Source organism: Kineococcus sp. G2, assembly GCF_037154035.1.
Classification (GTDB): Bacteria; Actinomycetota; Actinomycetes; order Actinomycetales; family Kineococcaceae; genus Kineococcus.
Window position 1 is genome coordinate 1 of the sequence record NZ_JBBBEM010000012.1, and the last position, 25630, is coordinate 25630.

Sequence of the window (25630 nt, forward strand, 5' to 3'; positions counted from 1 at the left end):
GCCCTGCGTCGGCGGCGGGCGCGGGCGCGGGGACGGTGCCGGGCGCGCTGCCGGGGGCGGTCGGCGCAGCCGGCGGCAGCGTCGCCCCGCCGTGCACCCGCTGCAGCAGCCCCTCGGCGGCGAGCTGCTCGATGTCGCGCCGCAGCGTGATCGCCGTGACGCCCAGCTCGTCGACGAGCTCGGAGATGCGGACGGTGCCGTGCCGGCGCAGCACGTCGAGCACCTGCGCCCTGCGGGTCGCCGGCAGCAGCCGGCGGTTCTCGGTGACGCTCACGGTCCCACCTCCACGTGCAGGTCGAAGGAGCCGGCGGCCGGCGGGTCGGTCAGCTCGAGCACCAGGCGCAGGAGCCGCTCCCCCCAGGCGTCGGCGAGGAGGGGGTCGTCCAGCACGCGCTCCTCCAGCCGGGCGCGGGCCGCCGCCGCTCCCCAGTGCAGGACGACCGTACCCGCGCCCCGCGGCCCGGCGACCACGGCGCGGCCGGGTTCCAGCGAGGTCACCTCGCCGGCGAGCACCCAGTGCAGCCGCGTCGGCCCCGTGCTCGTGACCGTGCCCGCCGCGGGCCGCAGCCGCCAGGTGTCGGTGACGCGGACGCGGCCGGTGGCCCGGTGCAGCACGGCGGTGCGCCGCCAGGACTCCACGCCGGCGTCCTGCGGGTACGCCCCCGACAGCTCCAGGCCCAGGCAGGCGCTCTCGTCGTCGGCGGTGGCCACGACGTGCGAGGCGGTGCGGTCGCGGCCGGGCAGCTGCTCGTGGCCGCGCACCACCGGCACGCTGTGCCAGCCGCTCCGCAGCGGCCACAGCGTGTACCGGTCGGGGCCGAAGGTGACGGCCGTGTACGTGGGGCGGCCGGGGTCCACCAGCACGGGCACCCCCCGGGCGGCGACGACGACCTCGCCCACGTCGAGGTGGTTGTGGTGCTCGCCGTTGTGGCCGCCCTTGACGGCCAGCACGACGCGGGAGTCCCCGGCGGCCGGGCGGGCCAGCAGCACCTGCGTGGACGGCAGCCACACGTCCCGCTCCAGCACCGGGGTGGCAGGTTCCGCGGCGCACCAGGCGGGGTCCGTCACGGCCCGCAGCAGCCGGCCCAGCCCGGGCGCCTCCGTCGCGGCGGGCAGGCCCGGCGCGCGGTGCGAGGCGGCCAGGGCCACCGCCCCGGGCACGTCCAGGCGCCGGCCCCACCGGTGCAGCACCTCCCACGGCAGGTCGTCGCCGGGCCGGGCCGGGGCGTCGGCGAGGCTCAGGTACCAGGGACCGCCCAGGTGCATCCGGTGCGGGAACGCGACGACCTCGCGCAGCGGGGCGATCCCCGTGGCGTCCAGCGCCCCGCCCGTGGCGTGCTCCAGCAGCTCGAGCAGCTCCAGCAGCCGGGCTGCCCCGTTCCACCAGTACCCGAACCCCTCGTCGATCGCCCCGTCGGCCGGCAGGGACGCCGCGTAGCGGTCGACGTCGGCGATCGCGGAGGCGACGAGCCCGGCGCGCGCCCCGGCGTCGTCGACGAGGACGAGCGCGGCGGTGACGACGTCGCCGAGGATCCACGGGTTCCAGTTGTGCACGTCGCCGTCCAGGCCGAGCCAGTGCCAGTCCCGGCGGGCGCGGTACGGGTCGAGCACGCGCGTGCGCACCTCGTGCTCGACGCGGGCGCGCAGGCCCGGGGAGCGCTCCTCCAGCGCCTCGCCGAGCAGGTGCAGCGTCCACGCCAGCTGGGCGGCGACCTCACCGGCGCCGAGGTCGAGGTACGGGTCGGTGACGGTGGGCAGCACGGAGCCGTGCCGGGAGCGGGTGTCGTCGTGGGCGGGCCAGCACCAGGTGCTCTGCTCGCACAGCAGGACGACCCCGTCGAGCACCTCGTCGAGCCAGCGGTCCTGGAGCGTCGCCGCGGCCGCCAGCACGGCGCGGGACAGGCGGTGCTGGCGGGCGAAGACGGCCGTCTCGTAGCCGACGCGGTCGCCGTCGCGCCAGTACCGCGCGAAGCCGGAGGCCGTGGGCTGCGGCCAGGGTGCGGTGAGGTCAGCGCGGGCGCGCTCGAGGAGGGCGCGCACGGTCGCGGCGTCGGCGGCGCCGGGCGGCCGCGCGCCCTCGGGTCCCTCCGCCGCTCCGGTCCCGTCCGCGCCGGGCAGCCGCCACACCCCGCGCTCGGCGGCGCTCGCCACCGGCAGCGCCAGGTGCGGCGGGCGCAGCAGCCCCTGCAGCGTGCCGGCACCGGCGGTGTCACCCCACGCGCGCAGCAGGGGGCCGGGTGCGGGCGCGCCCGGGGACGGTGGAGCCGGTGGGGCGCTGGGGATCGTCACGGGCGGGCTCCTCGTCGAGCGGGGTGACTGCGTTGCTGATCGGAAATGATCGTAACAGCGAGTCGAATCAAAATAGTGCTTGACGGGGCGGGAAAGAGCGCAGTTGACTCTCCGCATCGCACAGAAGCGATCCCGAACGATCCTCACTCCGGCGCGCACCCCCACCGCACTGCCGTCGCCGGCGCACCGACCTCCGACGACGAAGGACCGCCGTGCCCGCTCCCGATCGACCCCACGCGCTGCTGGTCATGGACCGGCGGACCTTCGCGCTGCAGTTCCGCGAGCCGGAGCTGCAGCGGCTCGCCGGCCTCGCCGAGCTCGGCGACCCGGTGTGGACGGCGGAGCTCGACAGCCCCGCGGCGCACCGGCGGCTCGCCCGGGCCGACGTGCTGCTCACCTCCTGGGGGGCTCCCGCCCTCACCGCGGAACGCCTCGCGCGGGCACCCCGGCTGCGCGCCGTCCTGCACGCCGCCGGCAGCGTGCGCGGCCTGGTGGACGAGGAGGTGTTCCGCCGCGGGATCGCCGTGAGCACCGCCGCCGACGTCAACGCCGTGCCCGTGGCCGAGTACACGCTCGCGGCGATCATCATGGCCGGCAAGAAGGTGCCCTTCCTCGCCGCGGACGGGCGCACCCTGCCCGCCGCCTGGCACGAGGTGCTGCACCGGGAGGACCTGTCGAACCGCGGCCGCACCGTCGTCGTCGTCGGCTTCTCCCGGATCGGGCGGCGCGTCGTTCGGATGCTGCGGGTCCTCGACACCGCGGCGGTGCTCGTCGTCGACCCGCACGCCGACCCGGCCGCCGTGCGCGCCGCCGGCGGTGAGGTCGCCGAGCTCGACGACGCGCTGCGCCGCGCGGACATCGTCTCGCTGCACGCACCGGCCCTGCCGGAGACGCGGCACATGATCGGCGCGCGTGAACTGGACCTGCTGCCCCGCGGCGCCACGCTCGTGAACACCGCCCGCGGGAGCCTCGTCGACCACGACGCGCTGCTCGTCGCCTGCGCCGCGGGCCACGTCGACGCGATCCTCGACGTCACCGAACCCGAACCCCTGCCCGCCGGGCACCCGCTGCTGCACCTGCCGAACGTCGTGGTCACCCCGCACGTCGCCGGTTCCCTCGGTTCCGAGACGCGGCGCCTGACGCACCACGCCCTCGACGAGCTGGAGGCGTGGGCGGCGGGGCGGCCCCTGAGCACACCGGTCACCGCCGAGGCGACGGCGGTGAGCGCGTGAGCGCGCGGACCGCGGGAACCGCGCCGCGCACCGCCGGCGCCGGTCGCGGCTGGGACCGGGCGCGGTGGGCGGAGTTCGCCGACGGGCTCCTCCTGGCGGTGCGCCCGCACGCCTCCGCGGACCACGCCCGCATCACCCCGCCCGGCGGGCCGGGCGGGTACGGCACCGACGTCGACGGCCTGGAGGGTTTCGCCCGCACGTTCCTCACCGCGGGTTTCCGCCTCGCCGGCGAGCGCGGTGCGGACCCGCTGGACCTGGCCGGGTGGTACGCGCAGGGCATCGCCGCCGGAACCGACCCGGACAACCCGGACCGCTGGGTGCGCCTGCCCGAGCACGGCCAGGCCAAGGTCGAGGCCGCCTCGATCGCCCTGGTGCTCGACCTCACCCGCCCCTGGTTCTGGGACCGCCTCGACCCGCGCGTGCAGGAGCAGGTCGTGGACTGGCTCGCCCCCGCCGTGGGCGACCAGACGTACCCCCGCATCAACTGGGTGTGGTTCCGCCTGGTCGTGCAGACGTTCCTGCGCTCGGTGGGCGGCCCCCACTCCCTGGACGACATGGCCGACGACCTCGCCACCCACGACACGTTCCTGCGCGAGGACGGCTGGATCTGCGACGGCGCGGAACGCTCCTACGACCACTACGCCGGCTGGGCGCTGCACCTCTACCCGACGCTGTGGGCCCGCATGGCCGGCGCCGCCGACCTCGCCGCCGGTCGTCGCGACGCGGATCGCGAGCGGCTGGACCGGTTCCTCCAGGACGCCGTGCACCTCGTCGGCGGCGACGGGTCCCCGCTGATCCAGGGCCGCAGCCTGATCTACCGGTTCGCCGCCGCGGCGCCGTTCTGGGTCGGCGCCCTCGCCGAGGTGCCCTCGGTGCGCCCGGGGCTGCTGCGCCGCGCGGCCTCCGCCGTCGTCGGCCACTTCGCCGAGAACGGCGTGCCCGACGAGCGCGGCCTGCTCACCCAGGGCTGGCACGGCGAGTGGCGGCAGCTCTCCCAGGCCTACTCCGGGCCGGGTTCCCCGTACTGGGCCAGCAAGGGACTGCTGGGCCTGGCCCTGCCGGCGGAGCACCCGGTGTGGACCGCCGAGGAGGAACCCCTCCCCGTCGAGGTCGCCGACACCGCGCTCACCGTGCGCGCCGCCGGCTGGCTCGTGACGACGACCCGCACCGACGGGGTCGTCCGGGTGGCGAACCACGGCACCGACCACGCCCGGCCCGGCGACGAGGTCGGGGACTCCCCGCTGTACGCGCGCCTGGGCTACTCCACCGCCACCGGCCCCCTGCTGGACGCGGACGCCTGGCGCGAACCCCTCGAGCAGTCCGTCGTGCTCGTCGACGCCGCCGGCCGCCGCTCGCACCGCGCGGGTTTCACCACCCTGCCGGGCACCGGTGCCGCACCGACGCGCGGCGGAGGGGACGCCCCCGCAGCGCTGGTCGCCGGCTCGCGCGCCGCGGCGCACTGGCTGGAACCCGGACCGGACGCACGGCACGGCTCCGGCCTGCGCGGCACCGCCGCGCCCGCGGGGACGGTCACCACCGTGTCCCTGGTGCGCGGGGCGTGGGAGGTGCGCTTCGTGCGCGTCGACGCCCCCGCCGGGGGCGCCGTGGAGGTCCAGGTCGGCGGGTGGGCGCTCGCGGCGGTCGAACCCCCGGCCGCCGGGATCACCGCACCGGCCGGAGCGCCGGAGGGCGCCCCGGCCGCGACGGTGAGCACCGACCGGCTCACGTCCACCCTCGTCGCCCTCGAGGGCGCGAGCGGTGCGCAGGTGGTGCGGCGCGAGGACGCGTCACCGCTGGGCGCGCACGCGGCGGTGCCCGTGCTGCGCGCGCCGGTGCGGGCCGGCACGTGGCTCGTCGCCGCAGCGGCCCTGGCCGGTTCCCCGGCCGGGGCCGGCAGGACCCCCCGACTGGCGCGGGGGGAGGGCGCCCACGTGGACGTCACGTGGGCGGACGGGGCGCGCACGAGCGTGGCGCTGCCCGACGACGAGGACGCGGACGTCCCGTCGACGCACACCGACGGCGTCCAGCGACCCGTCGGACGAGAGGAGACGCGATGAAGCGCAGGACTCTGCACGCCCTGGCCGCCACGACGGCGGCGAGCCTGCTGCTCGCCGGCTGCGGCGGCGGCAGCGAAGCGGCCCAGAACGAGCCCTTCGACCCGGACGAGCCCGTCACCCTGACGGTGTCGGTGTGGAACCTGGCGGGGACCCCCGAGTTCCAGGCGCTGTTCGACGCCTACCAGGAGGCCCGCCCCAACGTCACGATCGAACCGGTCGACATCCTCGCCGACGACTACCCGACGAAGGTGACGACGATGCTCGCCGGTGGAGACTCCACCGACGTCATCGCCGTCAAGAGCCTCATGGACTACTCGAAGTTCTCCACCGCGGGGCAGCTGCAGGACGTCACCGAGCTCGCCGAGGGCGCGGGCGACCTGGGCGGCCTGGACGCCTACGAGCAGGACGGGACGTACTTCGCCCTGCCGTACCGGCAGGACTTCTGGGTGAACTACTACAACAAGGGCATCTTCGACGCGGTGGGCGAGGAGTACCCGGCCGACCTCACCTGGGACGAGTACGTCGACCTCGCGCAGCGCATCACCGAGAAGGCGGCCGCGGCGGGGATCGAGCCCGCCGAGGGCACCAAGACCTACGGGACGTTCACCCAGCCGTGGCGCTCCGCGGTCGGCGCCATCGCCGCCGCGCAGACCGGCGGTGACCAGCTCGGCAGCGACGGCTACGAGTTCTTCGCCCCGTACTACGAGCGGGCCCTTCAGCTGCAGGAGTCGGGTGCCACCCTCGACTACAGCACCGCCACGACGCAGCAGATCACCTACCGCACGATGTTCACCACCGGGCAGGCTGCGATGGTCCCCATGGGCACCTGGTTCACCTCGGCCCTGCTGCAGTCGCAGGCCGCTGGTGAGACCGACGTGGAGTGGGGCATCGCCCCGATGCCGCAGCCGGAAGCGGGTGGCGAGACGGTCACCTTCGGCGGTCCCACGGCCTTCGCCGTGAACCGCAACGCCGAGCACTCCGGTGCGGCCCGCGACTTCCTGGAGTGGGCCGCCGGCGAGGAGGGCGCCAAGGCCGTCGCGGCCACCGGCATCCTCCCCGCCCTGCAGACGCAGGAGATCAAGGACGCCTACCTCTCCCTGGAGGGCATCCCCACCGACGACCTCACGAGGGAGGCCCTAGCACCGGACGAGGTCGCCCTGGAGATGCCGGTCGGGCCGACGACCGCCCAGGTCGAGCAGGTCCTCACCGAGGAGCACCAGCTCATCATGACCGGCTCCGCCTCCGTCGACGAGACCCTGGAGAACATGGCGGAGCGCGTCGAGAACGAGGTGGGGTGATGGCCGCACCCGCACCCCCCCTCGCGCGCCCGGTCACCCCGTCGGCGACCACGTACTCCAACCGGAGCCAGGTGCGCCGCAACACCCTGCTGGGGTGGTCGTTCATCCTGCCGAACTTCGCCGGTTTCGCGCTGCTCACGCTCGTGCCGGTGGTGGCGACCTTCGGGATCGCCTTCACGAAGTGGAACGCGTACTCCACGCCCGAGTTCACCGGCCTGGACAACTTCACGCGGCTCGTGCAGGACGACAACTTCCGGGTCGCCCTGTTCAACACCGTCTACTACACCGTCGGCCACGTGCCCCTGACGATGGCCGCGTCCCTGCTGCTGGCGCTGGCGCTGAACCGGAAGCTGCGCGGGGTCGCGTTCTTCCGCACCGCGGCGTTCTTCCCGTACATCACGTCGATCGTCGCCGTCGCCGTGGTGTGGAACATGCTCTACAACCCCACCCAGGGCCCGATCAACCAGTTCCTGCTGTCGCTGGGGTTCGAGGACCCGCCGGGCTGGACGTCGGACCCGTCGTGGGCGATGCCGGCCGTCATCCTCACCGGCGTGTGGAAGGACATGGGCTACTACATGATCCTGTTCCTCGCCGGGCTGCAGACCATCCCGCCGGAGCTGCACGAGGCCGCGAAGGTCGACGGGGCCAACGCGTTCCAGCGGTTCCGCAACGTCACGCTGCCGTGCCTGCGGCCGACGACGTTCTTCGTCCTCATCATGCTGACCATCGGCAGCTTCAAGGTCTTCGACCTCATCGTCGTCATGACCGACGGCGGGCCGGGGCGCAGCACCCTGGTGCTGTCCCAGCTCATCTACCGCGAGGGCATCGTCAACGGCAGGTTCGGGTACTCCTCGGCCGTCGCGCTGGCGCTGTTCCTGCTCGTCCTCGTGGTGACCGTGGCGCAGTACGCCCGCAACAAGCGGCTGGAGGCGTGATGGCCAGCGTCCTCGGGCCCCGGATCAGCACCACCGCACCCGTGCCGCCCACCACCCCGGCCCCCGACCGGCGGCGGGCGCGGCCGGTGCGCCCGTGGGCGACCCCGCTGGCGTACGCGCTGCTCACCGTGCTGGCCGCGCTGCTGCTCGTGCCGTTCGCCTGGATGGTGTCCTCGTCCCTGAAGAGCAACTCCCAGGTCTTCACCGTGCCGATCCAGTGGATCCCGCGGGAGCTGCGCTGGGAGAACTTCACGGAGATCTGGACGCGCGTCCCGCTGCTGACCTACCTGCGGAACACGACGTTCCTCGCGGTCGTCATCACGTTCCTGCAGGTCTTCACCGGCAGCTTCGCCGCCTACGGGTTCTCCAAGATCCGCTTCCCCGGCCGGGACGGGCTGTTCCTGGCGTACATCGCGACGATCGCGGTGCCGTGGCAGGCCTACATGATCCCGCAGTACATCCTCATGCAGAAGGCCGGCCTGGTGAACACGTTCACCGCGCTGATCCTGCTGCAGGCGTTCAGCGCCTTCGGCGTCTTCCTCATGCGGCAGTACTACATGTCCGTCCCCGACGAGCTGGTCGAGGCCGCGCGCATCGACGGCCTGTCCGAGTACGGCATCTACCGCAGGGTCATGCTGCCGCTGTCGGTGCCCGCCCTGGCGAGCCTGGCGCTGCTGACGTTCGTCAACACCTGGAACGACTTCATGGGGCCGTTCATCTACCTGACGAGCAACGACCTGTGGACGGTCCAGATCGGCCTGCGCCAGTTCATCGGGCAGTACGACGCCGAGTACGCCCTCATCATGACGGGGTCGGTCATCTCCGTCGTGCCCATCCTCGTGGTGTTCCTCCTGGGGCAGCGGTACTTCATCCAGGGGATCGCCACCAGCGGGATGAAGGGCTGAGGGCGCCGTGACCAGGGTGTCCCACGAGACGTACCTGCACGTGGCCGGCGTCGTGTACGTCGGCCTCGCGACCAACCTCGCGCTCGCCGCGGCGCTCAGCCCCCTGCTGATCGCGCTGCTCGTCGTGCCGGACGTCAGTTCCGGCTGGCCGGTGCTGACGCTGCTCGCCGGTGCGCTGGGGGCGCCTGCGCTGGCGGCGGCGGCCACCGTGTTCGCGTCCTTCTCCGCCGACGGCACGACGACCGTGCTGCGGACCTTCGCCCGGGCGTGGGCGCGCTCCCTGCGGCGCGCGGTACCGCTGGGCCTGGGCGCGGCCGCCGTGCTCGTGGTGCTCGGGGTGGACGCGGTGGTGCTGGCCGGCACCACCTGGGGCGCGCTCACCCTGCCGCTGCTGGCGGTGGTGGGCCTGCTGGCGGTGGCGGTCGCCGTGCTCGCCGTCGTCGGGCTCGCGGAACGGCCCGGCGCCCGGGTCCGCGACGTCGCCCGGCCCGCCGTCTGGCTGGCGGTGCGCCGCTGGCCGTTCACCCTGCTGTCCCTGGCGGTCCTGGGCCTGCTCGCGGCCGCCGTGGCGTCCCGGCCCGCGCTGGGCCTGGGCCTGGGCGCCGCACCGCTGCTGTACGTGGTGTGGGCCAACAGCCGCTGGAGCATGCGCCCGGCCCTCGGCGGGGCCAGGATCGCCGCGTGAGCGCAGCGCAGACGACGAGGGCCCTGGTGCTGGTGGGCCGCGGCCGCTACCAGGACCGCTGGCACGACGACGCCGCGACCGGGCACCGCGTCGCCGCCGTCCTCGCCGAGGTGGGGCTGGAACCCGAGCTGCGCGGCACCGCCCCGGACGCCCTCGACGCCACCGACGGGCTGGGACTCCTCGTCGTCGTCGCCGGCACCGGGCGGGTCGAGGCCGAGTGGGACGGCGGCGACCAGGTGTGGGCGCCGTTCCACGCGCGCCTGGCCGCCCTCGTCGCCGAGGGGGGCGTGCCGCTCCTGGCGCTGCACCAGGCGGCGAACACCTTCACCGACACCCCCGGCTGGGCGGACCTCGTCGGCGGCCGGTGGGTGCCGGAGCGCTCGATGCACCCGCCCATCGGGCCCGCGCTCTTCCGCCCCGTCCCGGGGGAGGAGCACCCGGTCGTCGCCGGGCTGGGGCCGGTGGAGGCGTTCGACGAGCGCTACTGCCTGCTGGAGACGGCGCCGACCGCGCGGGTCCTGCTCACCACCGACCACGAGGGCACCGAGCACCCCGTGGTGTGGCAGGCCGGGGGACCGGGGCGGGTCCTCTACGACGGGCTCGGCCACGACACCCGCTCCTACGACAGCCCCTCCCGCCGGGAGCTGCTGCGCCGCGAGGTCGCCTGGCTGCGCGGCGAGGCGCCGTGAGACCCCGCCTCCGGGTCCGCCTGGAACAGACGGCTCCGCCCGTTCGTTGCACCGGCAACCGACGACGCCGTCACCAGGGAGACCGACCGTGCGCACCACCGCCACCACGCTGAGCTTCGCCGCCCTCATCGGCGTGCTCGCCGCCGCCGGCGGCTCACCCCCGGCCGCGGCCGCGCCCGAACGCACCCGGGTCAGCGGTCAGGCGCACCAGGAGTCGCGGGACGTCCTCCCCGACACCGAGGGCGGCGACTCCCGCTGAGCCCACCGGCGGGGCCCGACCACCCCGATCGGGGGAGGCGGCGGCCCGCCGCGTACTGCGCTGGGAGCAGGTGAGGACCGTGCCGGGGGAGGACGCGGAAGCGCCCCCCGGCGCGCCAGGCTGGGACCGTGCTCACCGCCACCCGGCCCACCGCCACCCGCGTCACCCCGCCGCCCGCCCCGCTGGAGCCCGCCCCGGCGCGCCGGGCTGCGCGCACGCTGCCGCGGTTCGTGGCCGCCGGCCTGACCGGCAACGCGGCCCACGCCGTGGTGTTCCTGATGCTCGGCGCCTGGACGGCGCTGCCCGTCGCCGCGGTGAACGTCTCCGCCACGGTGGTGTCCACCCTGGTGGCCAACGAGATGCACCGCCGGTTCACCTTCCCGGGCGGTGCGGGCACGCCCTGGTTCCGCGGGCACGGCGTCGGTGGCGCCGCCGCCGTCCTCGGCGTGGTGCTGAGCACCTCGGCGCTGACCGCGTGGCACCACCTGGTGCCGGGTGCGAGCGCGTTGAGCGGTCTGCTCCTCGTCCACGCCGTCACCGGTCTCGTCGGGCTGGCCAACTTCCTCGCGCTGCGCACGGTGCTGCGCCCCCGGCCGGCCCGGGCGGCCTGACGCCGGTCGCCTCGGGGGCGACCGGCGTCAGGCGGTGGTCAGGCGGACGTGGGCCGCTCCGTCGGCACCGCGGGCACGCCGCTGGGCGGGGTGCCCCTGCCCCCGGGGCCGCCCGCGCCGCCGCCGGAGGGTGCGGAACCGGCGGTGGGGGCGGTGTCGGTGTCCACGCCGACGGTCAGGGTCAGGGCGTAGCCGCTGGTGACGTCCCCGGTGACGGTGGGGACCTGGGTGGCGCCGGAGTCGTCGCTGAAGACGTTGTCGGAGGCGAGGGTGACGTTCGCCAGGTTGCTCACCGACTGCTCGTACCCGCTGGTGGCGTACACGGAGGTGCAGGTCTCCTCGGGCAGGGCGACCTGGGAGGTGGCGACGGCGTTGGTGGCGTCGGTGATGGAGTCCACGTCGGGGTAGACCTCGAAGTGGATGTGCGGCCAGCGCCCGGAGTAGCACGCGGGGAAGACGCTGGTGAAGGTGACCTGCCCGTTCGCGTCGGCGACCTGCACGCCGCGCAGGTAGTTCTCGTCCTCGATGCCGGAGGAGTACAAGGAGTACTCGCCGTCGATGTTGCAGTGCCACACGTACACGGCGGCGCCGGCGAAGGGCACGTCCCCGTTCGCCATGTCGACGACGTTCAGCGTCAGGGTCATCGGCACGCCCTCGGCGGTGGTGGTGGAGGTGCCGAAGGAGGAGCGGATGTCGGAGCGCACCACGCCGGACACCGTCAGCACGTTCGCGCCGTTGGAACCGTCGCCGGGGTAGGGGCCCGCGGTCTCGTCGGGGATCTCGCTCAGCGCCGAGGACGCCGTCGCCGACGACGCGGTGGTCTCCGCCTCGGCCTCGGAGCCGCACGCGGCCAGGCCGAGGCCCGCCGCACCCAGGCCCAGCACGCCCAGCACGCGGCGGCGGTCGAGCCCGCGCTGCTGCATGGTGGCGATGTCGAAGGCCAGGCCCTGGTCGTCGACGTCCTCGTCCTGACGGGGCAGGGGACGGCCCCGGTAGGTGCGCAGCGCCCTGCGGGCGTGCGCCGGCCGCTGCTCGTCCTGGGGGTTCACGGTGGTCACCTCGTCGCTCACACCCGTGACCATCGGCGCCCAGCGCAGGAACCGGGCCTGCGTGCGCTGTGTCCTGCCTGTGCGTCCGCCGCACCGCCCCTCGGCGTCCGGGTGCGCCGCCGGCGGCGGGGGAGCTACGTTGAGACGAGCGCTCCACCCGGTGCAGCGCACCGGTGGCGCCGCCGCCGAACGCACCGACGTGGTGCGCCTGCTGACCGTCCACGTCTTCGCCGAGCGCGAGAGCGCCCCGGCGGGAGGGCGGGCGACGGCTCCGGGACCGACCACCGCACGAGAACCCCAGGAGAACACCGGTGACCGAACTGGACGCCCAGAACGCCCCCGCCGCCGCTCCCGCCTGGGACGAGCGCCTCAGCGCCGGCCGCTTCGAGGGCAGGACGGTGGTCGTGACCGGTGCCGGTTCCGGCATCGGCCGGGCCACCGCCTCGCGCGTGGTGCGCGAGGGCGGGCACGTGGTCGCCGTCGACGTCGCCGCCGAGCGCCTGGACGACCTCGTCGCGGAACTCGCCGGCGCCGACGGCGGTGGGCGCGTCACGCCGGTGGGCGCGGACATCACCGACGACGCCTCGATCGCCTCGATCCTGGCCGCGGCGGGCGACCGGGTGGACGCGCTGGCGAACATCGCCGGGATCATGGACGACATGTCGGCGCTGCACGAGATGTCCGACGCGATCTGGGACCGGGTGTTCGCGGTGAACGTCGAAGGGACCGCGAAGCTGATGCGCGCGGTGCTGCCGGGCATGCTGGAGCGCGGCGCCGGGTCCATCGTGAACACCGCCTCGGAGGCGGCGCTGCGCGGTTCGGCGGCGGGGGCGGCGTACACCGCCTCCAAGCACGCCGTGGTGGGGCTGACGAAGAGCGCGGGGTTCATGTACGGGCCCAGCGGCATCCGCGTCAACGCGGTGGCGCCGGGGCCGACCATCACGGGCATCGAGGTGAAGGTGACCACGCGGTTCGGCCCGGCCCGCCTGGGCAGCGCACGGGGGATCCTCACCGCACCCGTCTCCGCGCAGGTGCTGGCCGCCTCCACCACCTGGCTGCTCAGCGACGACGCGGTCAACGTCAACGGCGTGGTGCTCGCCTCCGACGGCGGCTGGTCCGCCGCCTGACACGGACCTCCTGCGCCGCGCTCACCGCGCGCCGGCGCGCGGCGGGTCCTCACCGGGCGTCGCGGCCCCCGCACGCGGGTGTCCCGGCGTTCCCCCGGCCGGGTGCACCGCTGCGGCGATTCCGGTGAACCTCCCGACCGAACCGGCACCCGGGTCCCGCGCACCTGCCACCGTCGAGACGTCCGTGGAGGTTCGAGCGAGGGGGACCCGTGTCGTTCGCCGGTGGTGACCCGATCCAGCTGCAGGTGGCCTCAGCGGGTCTGCGCGCCTTGTCCGAGGACCTGGTGGGGGACGCGCTCGCGCTGACCGCGCAGGGGAGGTCCGCGGCCGCGCTCGCCGGCGACGGCACGGTCGCCTCCCTCGTGGAGACGGCGCTGGCCGCCGTCGGTGGCGCGGTCCTCGCCACGTCCGCCCTCGTCTCCGGCCTGTCGCAGGGCGCCACCACCGCCGGGGACCAGCTGCAGCGCGCGACGGGTGGCGGGCGGTGAGCACCTTCCCCGTGCCGCCGGGCGACCCGGCCGGCCTGCGCGACGCCGCCGGCCGCCTGTCCGGCCTCAGCGGCACGCTGGGCGAGGCGCGCGGCAGCTGCCTGCGCACCCTCGGGCAGCAGACCGAGACGGCGCTCCCCACGGCTCGGGTGGCGGCGTTCGCCGGCGCCCGCGGGCAGGCCACCACCGCCACCTCGGCGGTCGGCGCCTCCCTGGTCGCCGTCGCCGGCGCCCTCGCGGACTACGCCGACGCCCTGGAGGCGACCCAGCGAGCGGTCCGCGACGCGAACGCCCGCCACGACGACGCCCGGGCGCGCGGGCGCGCCGCGGAGACCGCCGGGGACCTCGCAGCAGCGCAGACCTGCCGGGCGGAGATGTCGCGCCAGGCGGCCGCCGTCGACACCGCCGGGCACGGGCTGAGCGCCGCCCGGCAGCGCGTCGTCTCCGCGCTCGGCCACGAGGTGGGGGCGTGGGTGCCGGACACCGGGTCCCTCACCCCGGTGCGGGCCTGGCAGCAGGCGGCCGCGGGGCTGCTGCCGCCGGGCTCGTCGCTGGACGCCGGAACCCTGCTCGACGCCTACCACCACCCCGACGCGGTGCTGGCGAAGGACGTCGTGAGCCGGGCCGTGAAGCTGGCGTCGAAGGGGTACCAGCTGTACGACGTGCTCGGCCACTCGCGCGTGTGGCTCCTGGCGCAGCTCGCCGAACGCCGGCTGGTGCAGGCCCTGGGCGTCTACCAGGAGCTGAAGGGGTCCAGCCCGGACCTCGACGACCCCGCGACGTGGGAGCGGTACCTCGCCGCCGAGCGCGAGGCCCTGCGCCGGTGGAGCGCCGGCGGCGCCGGCTCGAAGGACGCGCAGCGCGCCCAGCAGTTGTGGAAGATGCTGCGGGGCTTCCAGGGGGACGAGCTCGCGCTGGCGAACGTGCTGCGGCGCTTCCCGTCCGTGCCCCCGGCCGACGTCGTGCGGTTCGGGTTCCTGGACCGCCTCGCGCCGGCCGTGCAGGCCGCCAAACCCGTGGCCGCGCGGGTCGTGGGACCCGTGTCGGTCGTGACCGGAGCCGTCGACCTGCACACCGCGCTCACCGACGACGCCATGGCGAGCGACGACCGCGTCGCCCGCGGCGTGGGTGGTGGGGCGGCCGTCGTCGGCGGCGTGGCGACGACGGCCCTGGCGCTCGGCATCGCCACGGGCCCCGTCGGGGTGGGCGTCGTGGCCGTCGCGGGCGTCGTGGCCGTGGGAGCGTGGGCGTACGAGAACCGGGAGGAGATCGCGGACGGCGCCCGACGGCTCGGCGGTGCGATCAGCGACGGCGCCGGCGAGGTGGCCGACGCGGCCGAGGAGGTGGCCGGTGCCGTCGGCGACGGCGCCCGGCAGGTGTGGAAGGGGTTGTTCGGATGACCGCGCCGACCGTCGCAGACGTCTTCGACCTCGCCGGCCCCGCGTCGCGGACCGTCGTCGAGGCGCGGCTGACGCTGTGCGCGGCGGCGGTGGACGCGCCGCTGGACCTGGGGTCCTACACCGACGAGGAGCTCGTCGGCCTCGACGGGCCCGGAGGCACGCCCTCCGCCCCCAGCCCGTGGTACTCGAGCCTGTCCGAGGCCGAGCAGCGGACGGCGCTCACCGCGGCGTTGCGGGGCCTGACGGCCCGGGGGGCGTACCGCGCCGAACCCGTCGACGAGGCGACCGGGGCGTTCGTCTTCCGCGCGCTGCCGGACGTGCTCGCGCTGCTGACGATGCGCCGCCACACCGACCGCGTCGTCGTGGCCGAGCGCCGGGGAGCGGCCCGGTGCGACTGGGCCGTGCTGTACCAGCAGCGGGCCGGCCTGTGGCTCGTCGAACGCGTCGACCACGTCGGCGTGCACGAGTTCGTCCTGTGCACCGCCGAGGAGGCCGCACGGGCGTTGACGGCGTGGAGCGGCGCGCACGGCGAGCTGCCCGTCCCCGAACTGGACGTCCTCCTCGACCGCGAGCAGGTGGCCGCGGGGCCGCAGGAGCTGGAGCCCGTGCACCGCTGCACCCTCGCCGTGACCCTGACCCGGCTGCGGGTCGGTGACCCGGGCGCCGAGGAGTCCAGCGGCGTCTTCACCGGCCCCGGCGGCTGCTTCGTGTCCACCGCCGCACCGGGCGGCGGCGTGGTGTACCGGGGCGCCTCGCCCGAGACGGTGCTCGCCCACTGGCGCGACGCGCTGGGTGCGTCGTGAACGCCCGCAGGCGGTTCCTCGAGGTTCCCGACCCCCGCGCGCGGGACGTCGTGGACGAGGTGGCGCGCCTGGCCCGGCAGGACCGGCGGGCCCAGGGAGCGGTGCTGGCGACGTTCCGCCCGTGGCCGGGCAACCTCTCGTGGCTCGTCCTGGCGGCCCTGCTGCTGCCCATGGCCGCCTACGCGGCCACCGCGGCCCCCGACTGGGAGGAGCTCCTCGTCCGCGCGACGATCACCGCGATCGCCGCCTGCAGCGCAGCGGTGTTCGTGGTGCCCTCGCTGTTCGACCGGCACCGGGTGTGCGAGCACGGCCTCGTGCTGGGTTTCCGCGGGCGCTCGCGCTACGTCGTGCCCTGGTCCACGCTCGACCCGGGGCGGGTGCGCGTCGTCCACCGGGCGCCCCTGATCGGCCGGCACCGCGACGAGTCGCCCTCGTCCCCGCACTACCGCACCGGACTGCTCACCACCCGCGCGCTGGCCGTCAACGGCCTGGACACCGCCGGGGCGCACCGGTCGCCGTTCACCTGGTGGGTGCTGGGCACCCGCCGGCCGCAGCGGCTCGCGGAGGCGATCGAGGCGGCGATGGTGGCCGACGGGTACGCCGCACAGGGCCTGGCCGAGCGCGCGCGGCGGCAGGCGGTGGTCGCGCGCTGGGGCCGGCCCGCGCGCGAACCGCTGCCGGAGCGGGCGGCGACGGACCCGGTGCTCGGCGTGGACGGCCCGCCGCTGCCCTGACCGCCGGGGCGGCCAGGGCGGTGCGGTCAGGCGCCGTCCCCGAACCGGCTGACGTCGCGCACGGCGCCCTTGTCGGCCGACAGCGCCAGCGCCGCGTACGCCTTCAGCGCCGTGGACACCTTCCGGGGGCGCGGCGCGGCGGGGCGGTACCCGCCGCCGGCCTCCAGGGCGGTGCGCCGCTGCTGAAGCACCTCCTCGGGCACGTCCAGGCGCAGGACGCGGTTCGGGATGTCGACGACGACGGTGTCGCCGTCCTCGACGAGCGCGATGGTGCCGCCGGCTGCGGCCTCGGGGGAGACGTGCCCGATGGACAGCCCCGAGGTGCCGCCGGAGAAGCGGCCGTCGGTGACCAGCGCGCACACCTTCCCCAGGCCGCGGCCCTTCAGGTACGAGGTGGGGTAGAGCATCTCCTGCATGCCCGGGCCGCCGCGGGGGCCCTCGTAGCGGATGACGACCACGTCGCCGGCGGTGATGCGGCCGGTGAGGATCGCCTCGACGGCGTCCTCCTGGGACTCCACCACGACAGCCGGGCCGGAGAACGTCCAGATCGACTCGTCCACGCCGGCGGTCTTCACCACGGCGCCGTCGGGGGAGAGGTTCCCGCGCAGCACGGCCAGACCACCGTCGGCGGAGTGCGCGTGCGCGACGTCGCGGATGCACCCCGCCTCGGCGTCGGTGTCCAGGGACTCCCAGCGCTCGGACTGCGAGAACGCCTTCGCCGAGCGCACGCAGCCGGGCGCGGCGTGGAACAGTTCCACCGCCTCCGGCGACGGGGAACCCCCGCGCACGTCCCAGTCCTTCAGCCACTCGTCCACCGACGCGGAGTGCACCGTGGTGACGTCGTGGTCCAGCAGCCCGGCGCGGTCCAGCTCACCGAGGATCGCGGGGATGCCCCCGGCGCGGTGCACGTCCTCCATGAGGTACGTGCCGTTGGGGGCGACCTTCGTCAGGCACGGCACGGCGCGCGAGCGCTGCTCGATGTCGGCGAGGGTGTAGTCCAGCCCGGCCTCCTGCGCGGCGGCCAGCAGGTGCAGGATCGTGTTGGTGGAACCGCCCATCGCGATGTCCAGGGACATGGCGTTGTCGAACGCCGCGCGGGAGGCGACGTTGCGGGGCAGCACGGTGGCGTCGTCCTGCTCGTACCAGCGCTTAGCGATGTCCACGACAGTGCGGCCGGCGTCCTCGTACAGCTTCCGGCGCGCGGTGTGGGTGGCCAGCACGGAACCGTTGCCGGGCAGGGCCAGGCCGAGGGCCTCGGTGAGGCAGTTCATGGAGTTCGCGGTGAACATGCCCGAGCACGACCCGCAGGTGGGACAGGCCGCCTCCTCGATGCGGGAGATGTCGGCGTCGGAGACCTCGGTGTTCACGGCGTCCGCGATGGCGGAGACGAGGTTCAGCCGGCTGCGCACGGTGCCGTCCACGAGGACGGCGGTGCCGCCCTCCATGGGGCCGCCGGAGACGAACACGGTGGGGATGTCCAGGCGCAGCGCGGCCATGAGCATGCCCGGGGTGATCTTGTCGCAGTTGCTGATGCAGACCAGCGCGTCGGCGCGGTGCGCCTGCACCATGTACTCCACCGAGTCCGCGATGAGGTCGCGGCTGGGCAGGGAGTACAGCATCCCGTCGTGGCCCATCGCGATGCCGTCGTCGACGGCGATGGTGTTGAACTCGCGCGCCACGCCCCCGGCGGCGTGGATCGCCTCGGAGACGATGCGGCCCACCGGCTGCAGGTGGGTGTGGCCGGGGACGAACTCGGTGAAGCTGTTGGCGACGGCGACGATCGGCTTGCCGAAGTCCTCGCGCGCCACGCCGGCGGCGCGCAGCAGTGCGCGGGCGCCGGCCATGTTCCTGCCGTGCGTGACGGTCCGGGACCTCAGAGGGGGCATGGCAGGAGTGTGCGGCACGCGCACCCGTGCCGGGAGACGGCGCCGGTGCTGGTAGTGGCGCTACTACGATGAGCCGGTGAGCAGCGAGACCCGGCGGCGCGAGCTGGGGGCCCTGCTCCGCAGCCGCCGCGACCAGCTCACCGCCGCCGACGTGGGCCTGCCGGCCGGTGCGCGCCGGCGCAGCCCGGGGTTGCGCCGGGAGGAGGTCGCCGCCCTCTCGGGCGTGTCGGTGACCTGGTACACGTGGCTGGAGCAGGGCCGCGACACCCACCCCTCGCGGCAGGTGCTGGACGCCCTGGCGCGCACCCTGCGCCTGTCGGAGGCCGAGCACGCGTACGTGCTCTCCCTGGCCGGGCACCCCGCCCCCCGGCCGTCGACCGCCGCGGGCACGGCGCCCGCCAGCGTGCAGCGGCTGCTGGACGCGCAGGCGGGGCTGCCCGCCTTCGCGATCACCTCCACCTGGCAGATCGCCGGGTGGAACGCCGCCTACGCGGAGCTCTACCCCGGCATCGCGACCGTCGCCGACGAGGACCGCAACCTGCTGTGGCTGGTGTTCACCGACCCGTTCGTGCGGCAGCTGCTGCCGCGCTGGGAGGAGGACAGCCGCCGGTTCCTGGCGGAGTTCCGCGCCGAGGCCGGCCCGCGGCTGGGCGAACCGGCCGTCGCCGCCCTGGTGGAGCGGTTGCGGGCGGCCAGCGCGCGCTTCGAGGCCGGCTGGACCGACCACGACGTGCGCGGGTTCACCTCCCGGGAACGGCTCTTCCACCACCCGGACGCCGGTGACCTGCGCTTCGAGCACCACCAGCTGACACCGGCCGACCACCCGGACCTGCAGGTGGTCATCTACACGCCGATCACCGGCCCGGACGGGGCAGCGGCGCCGGGCGGCCCCGGCGGGGCGCGGTGAGCGTGGCGGTGCGCCCCTCGGCGCTCCTGTCCCGCACCGCCGGGTTCGCCGCCGCGTCGGCCGCCCTCGTCCTGGTCTTCGTCTCCGCGGGCAGCCCCGTCCCGCTGTACAACACCTACCGCGCCGAGGACGGCCTGACGAACGCCGACCTGGGCGTGGCGACGGCGGTGTACCTCGTCGCCGCCGCCGTCTCGCTGCTCGTGCTGGGGCGCCTGTCCGACCACCTCGGCCGGCGCCCGGTGGGGATCGGCGCGCTGGCCGGTTCCGCGCTGGGGCTCGTCGTGCTGCTCGGTGTCGACGGCCTGGCCCCGCTGGCGGCCGGCCGGGCGCTGCAGGGCCTGTCCACCGGGCTGGCCTCCAGCGCGCTGGGCGCCTTCGCGGTGGACTGCGCCCCGCCGCACCCGCGCTGGCTGCCCGCGGTGGTCACCAGCGCCGCCCCCATGCTCGGCATCCCGCTGGGGGCGCTGGCCTCCGGCGCCCTGGTGGACCACGGTCCTGCCCCGCGCCACCTGGGCTACGCGGTGGTGATCGCCCTGCTCGTCGCCGCCGCCGTCCTGCTGGCGCTGAGCCCGGAGACCGTCCCGCGGACCACGGTGCGCCGTGCCGCCGCCTCGCTGCGGCCCCGGGTGCACGTGCCGGCCGGCGCCGGCCGGCCCCTGCTGGCGGTGGCCGGGGTGGTGCTGGCCACCTGGTCGCTGGGCGGTTTCTACCAGGCGTTCGGCCCCTCGATCGCCGCGGACCAGCTCGGGTCCCGGGCGTCCCTGACGGCCGCCGCCGTCTTCAGCTCCTTCACCCTGTTCAGCGTGCTCGGCGGACCGCTCACGGCGCGGTTCCGCCCGGAACGGGCGGTGCGGGTCGCGGTGGTGCTCTACGCGGTGTGCGTCGCCGGGATCCTCCTCGCGCTGCGCGCCGGCGAGGTCGTCCCGTTCCTGGCGGTGAGCCTGGTCGCGGGCGTGGTGCAGGGCGCGGCCCAGACCGGCGGCATGCGCACCCTGCTGGTGCGGGCGGGGCCGGCCGACCGCGCCGGCCTGCTCTCGACCGTGTTCCTGCTGAACTACAGCTGCGCCGCCGTCCCGAGCCTGGTCGCCGGGCGCCTGACGGGCACGTCCACCATGCTGCAGATCGCCTGCGGCTACGGCGTGCTCGTCCTCGTCGGCGTGCTGCTCGCCGTGGTGCTCAGCCGGCCCGCCGCCCCGGTCCCGACCGGTTCAGCGCTGGGAGAGCGGTGAGAGGACGACCTCGTCGACGCGCACGTGCGGCGGGCTGTCGAGGACGAACTGGACGGTGCGGGCGACGTCCTCGGGGGTGAGCATCACCGCCCGGGCGGCCTCGTCCGGCACCTCGGGGCGCTGGTCGAGGAAGTCGGTGGCGATGTCGCCCGGGCACAGGTGGCAGGCCCGCACGCCGTGCGGGGCCTCCTGCTGGTTCAGGGTCCGCACCAGCGGGCCGAGCGCCGCCTTGCTGGCCGAGTACGCCACCCCGGCGCCGGGGGAGAACGTCCACGCCGCGTAGGAGGAGACGACCACGACGACGCCGGCGCTGCGGCGCAGGTCCGGCAGGGCGGCGTCGATCACGGTGACGGGTGCGAGCAGGTTCGTGGCGACGACGTCGTGCACCGCGGCGACCTCCTGGTCGTCCCAGCGCCGGCGCGGGGTGTTCAGCCCGGCGGCCAGGACGAGGCCGTCGAGGCGACCGAACCGCTCGAGGACCGCCGCGCGCGCCGCGGCCACCGCCGCCGCGTCCTGCACGTCCAGCGGCAGGGCGAGCGCCTCGCCGCCGTCCCGACCGATCGCGGCCGCGGTCTCCTCCAGCGGTGCGGGGCGACGGCCGCTGACCACCACGGCCCAGCCCGCCCGCGCGGCGGTCACGGCGACCGCGCGGCCCGTGCCGGTCCCGCCGCCGGTGACCCACAGGACCTCGCGCTCGGGTGCGGCACCGGCGGGAGTGGCTACGCTCATGCCCCGACAGTACGTCCGGGTGCGTGCGCTGGGGCACGTCCGTCCAGGGAGGCGCCGTGCACCTCGATCTCGCGGACCGCGTCGTGGTCGTCACCGGGGCGGGCCGGGGTATCGGCCGCACCCTCGCCGCCCGCTTCGCCGCGGAGGGGTGCCGGGTCGTCGCCCTCGACCTCGCCTTCGAGGAGGAGAACCCCGGCGTGGAGGGCCTCACCTGCGATGTGACGGACCCCGGCTCGGTGGACCGGGCGGTGCGGGCGGTGGTCGAGCGCCACGGCACGATCGACGTCCTCGTCAACAACGCGGGGATCAACGTCGAGGGGCAGGTGGTGGACCTGTCGTGGGAGCAGTGGCGCCGCTGCCTGGACGTCAACGCCGGCGGGGTGTTCCTGGTGAGCCAGGCGGTCGCCGAGGTGATGAAGCGGGCGGAGCGGGGCCGCATCCTCAACGCCGCGTCGTTCGCCGCGATCGTGCCCAGCGTCGGCAGCGCCGCCTACGCCGCCTCGAAGGCCGCGGTGGTGCAGTTCACCCGCGTCCTGGCCTCCGAGCTCGGGCCGTGGGGCATCACGGTGAACGCGTACGCCCCCGGCATGGTCCCCACCGCCATGAACGGTTTCGCCGAGATGGAACCGGCCGCGCAGGACCGCCTGCTGGACACGCTGTCGCTGCGGCGCTGGGAGAGCGCCGACGACGTGGCCGACCTGCTGGTCTTCCTGGCCAGCGACGCCGCCTCGTACATCACCGGGACCCTGGTCGACGTCTCCGGCGGCAAGCTCGCCACCCAGATCCCCAGCCGCGCGCACGAGGCCGCCCGGCGGTCCGGGCCGTCCGCCTCCTGAGGTCCCGGTAGCCCGGTCGTCGGTTCCCGCGCCGCAGGCCTGAAGCGCTTCAAGAATCCGGCCCGAAACCGTTGACGGGCGGAGGAGGAGGTGCCTAGGCTCCTGTCTGAAGCGCTTCAATGACGGTGTGCTCCGCCGCGGGGGTCCGCGGCCGTCTCGATGAGGAGAGCCTTGTGAAGACCACGTTCCTGCGCCGCTCGGCGATCTGTGCTGCCCTGGCGATGCTGCCCCTGTCGATGTCCGCCTGCAGCGCCGGCAGCCTCGGCTCCTCCGACGACTCGGCCGGTGGCGCCACCGAGATCACCTTCCTGGTCGACAACGCCCCCTCCACCGTCCTGGGGGCCGAGGCGCTCGTCGAGGACTTCAACGCCTCGCAGGACGACGTGGAGGTCACCGTGGAGACCCGTCCGCAAGGCGGGGAGGGGGACAACCTCGTCAAGACGCGCCTGCAGACCGGCACCATGGACGACGTCTTCGCCTACAACTCGGGGTCGTTGTTCCAGCAGATCGCCCCCCAGGAGACGCTGACCCCGCTGACGGACCAGCCCTACATGGAGCAGATCGACGACAGCTTCCTCCCCCAGGTCAGCGCCGGTGGCGAGGTCTACGGCGTCCCGTACGGCACGGCCTTCGGTGGGGGGGTCCTGTACAACAAGAAGATCTACGAGCAGCTGGGTCTGCAGGTGCCGAAGACCTGGGCGGAGTTCATCGCCAACAGCGAGAAGATCAAGGCCGCCGGCATCGCCCCCGTGATCCAGACCTACCAGGACACCTGGACCTCGCAGCTGCTGGTCCTGGGTGACTTCCACAACGTGGCTGCGGCCAACCCCTCCTTCGCGGAGGACTACACCGCCGGTGAGGCGAAGTACGCCACCGACCCGGCGGCGATCAAGGGCTTCCAGCACACGCAGCAGATCCACGAGCAGGGGCTGCAGAACAGCGACTTCGCCTCCGCGAAGGTCGAGGACGGCATCCGGATGCTGCTCGAGGGCACCGGGGCCCAGTACCCGATGCTCTCGAGCATGGTGGCGACCGCGATGACCATCGCCCCCGACAAGATCGACGACATCGGTTTCTTCGCCCTGCCCGGCGACGACCCGGCCACCTACGGGCTGACCGCCTGGTTCCCGGGCGGGGTGTACGTGCCGAAGACGACGACGGGTGACGAGTTCGAGGCCGCCAACCAGTTCCTCGCCTACCTCGCCACCCCGACGGCGTGCGACATCCTCACCGAGGCGTCCGTGCCCACCGGCCCCTACCTGGTCGAGGGCTGCGAGCTCCCCGAGGACGTGCCCCAGGTGACCAAGGACGTCAGCGCCTACTTCGAGAACGACCAGCAGAGCCCCGCGCTGGAGTACCTCTCGCCGATCAAGGGTCCGGCCTTGGAGCAGATCCTGGTGGAGGTCGGCTCGGGAATCCGCCCGGCGCAGGAGGCGGCGGAGCTGTACGACCAGGACGTGGAGAAGCAGGCTCGGCAGCTCGGCCTCGAGGGCTGGTGACCGGAGCCGTCCCCCCGCCCCGGCCGGTGACGGCCGGGGCGGGCTGACCCGAGAGGGAGGAAAGCATGGCCACCACGATCAGGTCGTCGCCTTCCGCGGCCGGCACCGGCCGGGCGCGCAGGGCGGGAAAGCGGCACAGCCCGTACCCGGGGTGGTTCTACCTGCCGGCCGCGGTGGTGTACGGGGTGCTGTTCCTGCTGCCGACGTTCGCGTCGTTCTACTTCGCGCTGACCCGGTGGACGATCTTCGACAGCGAGTTCATCGGCCTGGGCAACTTCGTGCAGTTCTTCTCCGAGCCGGCGCTGGTGAAGGGCTTCACGAACACCTTCGTGTACGCGGTCGTCACCTCCGGCGCCAAGGTGGTCCTCGGGCTGGGTCTGGGGATGCTGTTGACCAGCCAGATCGTCGGGCGCGGGTACCTGCGGGCGGTGGTCTTCTTCCCCGTGCTGGTCTCCTCCGTCGGCGTCGGGATCACCTTCCAGGTGCTGATGCACCCCACCAAGGGGGCGATCAACGCCGCGCTGGGGGTGTTCGGCATCGACGGGCCCGGCTGGCTGGTGGACCCCTCCCTGGCGCTGCTCTCGGTGGCGCTGGTGGACGTGTGGAAGGGGGTGGGGCTGGCCACGCTGATCTACATGGCCGGGATCGTGTCCATCCCGAAGGAGTACTACGAGGCCGCCAAGGTCGACGGGGCGGGGTCGTGGACGCTGTTCCGCAACGTGATCTTCCCGTTGTCGTGGCCGGCGACGTCCACCGTCATCACCCTCTCCCTCATCGGGGGGCTGCGCTCCTTCGACCTGATCTGGGCGATGGCGCGTGGTGGGCCGGGCTTCACCTCCGACGTGATCGCCTCGGTGATCTACAAGCAGTACCAGGCCGGGTTCTACGGTCTGTCCACCGCCGGCAACGTCATCCTGTTCCTCGCGGTGACCGCTCTGGTGGTGCCGCTGACGCGGTTCCTGGCCCGCAAGGAGGTCGAGCTGTGAGCTCCACCGTCAGTCCCGCCGGGTCGCTGGACCCGAAGTCGCGCTCGCGCTCGGGCGCCGGTGGTGTCGATCCACAGGGCTCAGCGCCCGGTGGCGGGCGGGTGGGTGGTGCACGCTCGGCGTGGTACCGCTACGGCGTCGGTGGCCTGGCGATCCTGGTCAGTGCCGTGGTGTTCATCGTGCCGTTCGTGTTCATCGTGCTGGTGGCCGTGATGGACGCGCAGCAGGCCAGCGAGTTCCGCTTCGCGTGGCCGCGGCAGTTCCAGGGCTGGCAGAACCTGGTGGACGTGGTCCAGACGCGCGACTACATCCTGATCATCGCGTTCATCAACTCGTTCGTGCTGACGGTGGCGTCGGTGACGTTGATGGTGGTGCTGGGTTCCATGGTCGCGTTCGTGCTGCAGCGGCGCGCCACTCGCTTCAACGGCCTGATCAGCTTCCTGGTGCTCGCCGGGCTGATCATGCCGCCGGCGGTGGTGCCCACGATCTGGGTGCTGCAGCGGCTGGGGATGTTCGGCACGATGCCGGGGCTGATCCTGGTGGAGGTCGCGTTCGGGATCTCCTTCACGATCCTGCTGTTCCGGGCGTTCATCTCCACGATCCCGCGTGAGCTGGACGAGGCGGCGGTCCTGGACGGTGCCGGGCCGTTGCGCTTGTTCTTCCGGGTGATCCTGCCGTTGCTGCGCCCGGTGCTGGTCACGGTGGTGCTGGTGCAGTCGGTGGCGGTGTTCAACGACTTCCAGACGCCGTTGTACTTCCTGCCAGGGGATGCGGGGGCGACGGTGCAGTTGACGTTGTTCAACTTCCAGAGCCAGTCCCTGTCCAGCTACAACCTGTTGTTCATGGACATCCTGCTGATCACGATCCCGCCGCTGGTGCTGTACCTGTTCTTCAACCGTCAGATCGTCGCCGGCATGACCTCCGGCGCCGTCAAGGGCTGAGCCACCCCGCACGGGCTGCGACCGACGACGGTCGCAGCCCTGCTCCACCCCGACAC

General features: G+C 74.5%; 25 protein-coding genes. 20 read left to right on the plus strand and 5 right to left on the minus strand.

Annotated elements, in window-relative coordinates; genetic code table 11:
- Together V9U69_RS02495 and V9U69_RS02500 are read right to left on the minus strand one after the other, a co-directional pair.
- Nucleotides 1-274: DeoR family transcriptional regulator (locus tag V9U69_RS02495; protein ID WP_337059717.1), on the minus strand; the 274-nt coding region annotated here is incomplete at its 3' end.
- Nucleotides 271-2289 carry a heparinase II/III family protein gene (locus tag V9U69_RS02500; protein WP_337059718.1) on the minus strand — a complete coding sequence of 673 codons (2019 nt, stop codon included), beginning with the start codon at nt 2287-2289 and terminating at the stop codon, nt 271-273. The genes V9U69_RS02500 and V9U69_RS02495, both read right to left, overlap by 4 nt.
- 248 nt (nt 2290-2537) lie before the next feature.
- Here V9U69_RS02500 and V9U69_RS02505 point away from each other — a divergent pair, with 248 nt between their 5' ends.
- The 9 genes from V9U69_RS02505 to V9U69_RS02545 all read left to right on the plus strand — a co-directional run bounded on the left by V9U69_RS02505 (nt 2538) and on the right by V9U69_RS02545 (nt 10960).
- The gene (locus tag V9U69_RS02505; protein ID WP_442907556.1) at nt 2538-3521 is read left to right on the plus strand and encodes a hydroxyacid dehydrogenase; all 984 of its coding nucleotides are present in this window, start codon (nt 2538-2540) and stop codon (nt 3519-3521) included.
- Nucleotides 3518-5578 carry a DUF2264 domain-containing protein gene (locus V9U69_RS02510; RefSeq protein ID WP_337059720.1) on the plus strand — a complete coding sequence of 687 codons (2061 nt, stop codon included), beginning with the start codon at nt 3518-3520 and terminating at the stop codon, nt 5576-5578. Before V9U69_RS02505 ends, V9U69_RS02510 begins: the two co-directional genes overlap by 4 nt.
- A complete protein-coding gene (locus V9U69_RS02515; protein WP_337059721.1) occupies nt 5575-6876 on the plus strand; it encodes an ABC transporter substrate-binding protein in 1302 nt (433 codons plus the stop codon). The genes V9U69_RS02510 and V9U69_RS02515 overlap by 4 nt, the downstream gene beginning before the upstream one ends.
- A complete protein-coding gene (locus tag V9U69_RS02520; RefSeq protein WP_337059722.1) occupies nt 6876-7811 on the plus strand; it encodes a carbohydrate ABC transporter permease in 936 nt (311 codons plus the stop codon). Before V9U69_RS02515 ends, V9U69_RS02520 begins: the two co-directional genes overlap by 1 nt.
- A complete protein-coding gene (locus V9U69_RS02525; RefSeq protein WP_337059723.1) occupies nt 7811-8716 on the plus strand; it encodes a carbohydrate ABC transporter permease in 906 nt (301 codons plus the stop codon). The genes V9U69_RS02520 and V9U69_RS02525 overlap by 1 nt, the downstream gene beginning before the upstream one ends.
- A gap of 7 nt (nt 8717-8723) precedes the next feature.
- Entirely contained in the window at nt 8724-9401 is a 678-nt protein-coding gene (locus V9U69_RS02530; protein WP_337059724.1) for a hypothetical protein, read from the plus strand.
- Nucleotides 9398-10090 (plus strand): ThuA domain-containing protein, encoded by a 693-nt coding sequence (locus V9U69_RS02535; RefSeq protein WP_337059725.1) that lies wholly within the window; start codon nt 9398-9400, stop codon nt 10088-10090. The genes V9U69_RS02530 and V9U69_RS02535 overlap by 4 nt, the downstream gene beginning before the upstream one ends.
- 88 nt (nt 10091-10178) lie before the next feature.
- Complete coding sequence (locus V9U69_RS02540) at nt 10179-10349, plus strand: hypothetical protein (RefSeq protein WP_337059726.1); 171 nt, start codon at nt 10179-10181, stop codon at nt 10347-10349.
- A 128-nt stretch (nt 10350-10477) separates the two neighbouring features.
- Complete coding sequence (locus V9U69_RS02545) at nt 10478-10960, plus strand: GtrA family protein (RefSeq protein WP_337059727.1); 483 nt, start codon at nt 10478-10480, stop codon at nt 10958-10960.
- 38 nt (nt 10961-10998) lie between these two features.
- On the opposite strand, the gene V9U69_RS02550 is transcribed toward V9U69_RS02545, so the two are convergent.
- The gene (locus V9U69_RS02550) at nt 10999-11964 is read right to left on the minus strand and encodes an intradiol ring-cleavage dioxygenase (protein WP_442907557.1); all 966 of its coding nucleotides are present in this window, start codon (nt 11962-11964) and stop codon (nt 10999-11001) included.
- 356 nt (nt 11965-12320) lie between these two features.
- Between V9U69_RS02550 and V9U69_RS02555 the strand changes: the two genes are divergently transcribed.
- From V9U69_RS02555 to V9U69_RS02575, 5 genes are all read left to right on the plus strand, one after another.
- Nucleotides 12321-13136 carry an SDR family NAD(P)-dependent oxidoreductase gene (locus V9U69_RS02555; RefSeq protein WP_337059729.1) on the plus strand — a complete coding sequence of 272 codons (816 nt, stop codon included), beginning with the start codon at nt 12321-12323 and terminating at the stop codon, nt 13134-13136.
- 209 nt (nt 13137-13345) lie between these two features.
- Nucleotides 13346-13624, plus strand: a complete 279-nt coding sequence (locus V9U69_RS02560) for a hypothetical protein (protein ID WP_337059730.1) — start codon at nt 13346-13348, stop codon at nt 13622-13624.
- The gene (locus tag V9U69_RS02565) at nt 13621-15024 is read left to right on the plus strand and encodes a hypothetical protein (protein ID WP_337059731.1); all 1404 of its coding nucleotides are present in this window, start codon (nt 13621-13623) and stop codon (nt 15022-15024) included. The genes V9U69_RS02560 and V9U69_RS02565 overlap by 4 nt, the downstream gene beginning before the upstream one ends.
- Nucleotides 15021-15827, plus strand: coding sequence for a hypothetical protein (locus tag V9U69_RS02570; RefSeq protein ID WP_337059732.1), 807 nt, complete (start codon nt 15021-15023; stop codon nt 15825-15827). Before V9U69_RS02565 ends, V9U69_RS02570 begins: the two co-directional genes overlap by 4 nt.
- Entirely contained in the window at nt 15824-16561 is a 738-nt protein-coding gene (locus tag V9U69_RS02575) for a hypothetical protein (protein ID WP_337059733.1), read from the plus strand. Before V9U69_RS02570 ends, V9U69_RS02575 begins: the two co-directional genes overlap by 4 nt.
- A gap of 26 nt (nt 16562-16587) precedes the next feature.
- Here V9U69_RS02575 and ilvD read toward each other — a convergent pair whose 3' ends face one another.
- Complete coding sequence (gene ilvD, locus V9U69_RS02580; RefSeq protein WP_337059734.1) at nt 16588-18447, minus strand: dihydroxy-acid dehydratase; 1860 nt, start codon at nt 18445-18447, stop codon at nt 16588-16590.
- Nucleotides 18448-18523: 76 nt separating this feature from the next.
- Between ilvD and V9U69_RS02585 the strand changes: the two genes are divergently transcribed.
- Nucleotides 18524-19354, plus strand: coding sequence for a helix-turn-helix transcriptional regulator (locus tag V9U69_RS02585; protein WP_337059735.1), 831 nt, complete (start codon nt 18524-18526; stop codon nt 19352-19354).
- Nucleotides 19351-20583 (plus strand): MFS transporter, encoded by a 1233-nt coding sequence (locus V9U69_RS02590; protein WP_337059736.1) that lies wholly within the window; start codon nt 19351-19353, stop codon nt 20581-20583. The genes V9U69_RS02585 and V9U69_RS02590 overlap by 4 nt, the downstream gene beginning before the upstream one ends.
- Here the strand turns inward: V9U69_RS02590 and V9U69_RS02595 are convergent.
- Nucleotides 20563-21312 carry an SDR family oxidoreductase gene (locus V9U69_RS02595; RefSeq protein ID WP_337059737.1) on the minus strand — a complete coding sequence of 250 codons (750 nt, stop codon included), beginning with the start codon at nt 21310-21312 and terminating at the stop codon, nt 20563-20565. The two genes, V9U69_RS02590 and V9U69_RS02595, sit on opposite strands and share 21 nt — an antisense overlap.
- 56 nt (nt 21313-21368) lie before the next feature.
- Here V9U69_RS02595 and V9U69_RS02600 point away from each other — a divergent pair, with 56 nt between their 5' ends.
- From V9U69_RS02600 to V9U69_RS02615, 4 genes are all read left to right on the plus strand, one after another.
- A complete protein-coding gene (locus tag V9U69_RS02600) occupies nt 21369-22148 on the plus strand; it encodes an SDR family NAD(P)-dependent oxidoreductase (RefSeq protein WP_337059738.1) in 780 nt (259 codons plus the stop codon).
- A 173-nt stretch (nt 22149-22321) separates the two neighbouring features.
- The gene (locus V9U69_RS02605) at nt 22322-23647 is read left to right on the plus strand and encodes an ABC transporter substrate-binding protein (protein ID WP_337059739.1); all 1326 of its coding nucleotides are present in this window, start codon (nt 22322-22324) and stop codon (nt 23645-23647) included.
- 65 nt (nt 23648-23712) lie between these two features.
- Entirely contained in the window at nt 23713-24633 is a 921-nt protein-coding gene (locus V9U69_RS02610; protein WP_337059740.1) for a carbohydrate ABC transporter permease, read from the plus strand.
- 101 nt (nt 24634-24734) lie between these two features.
- The gene (locus V9U69_RS02615; RefSeq protein WP_442907558.1) at nt 24735-25574 is read left to right on the plus strand and encodes a carbohydrate ABC transporter permease; all 840 of its coding nucleotides are present in this window, start codon (nt 24735-24737) and stop codon (nt 25572-25574) included.
- Nucleotides 25575-25630: the final 56 nt, after the last annotated feature.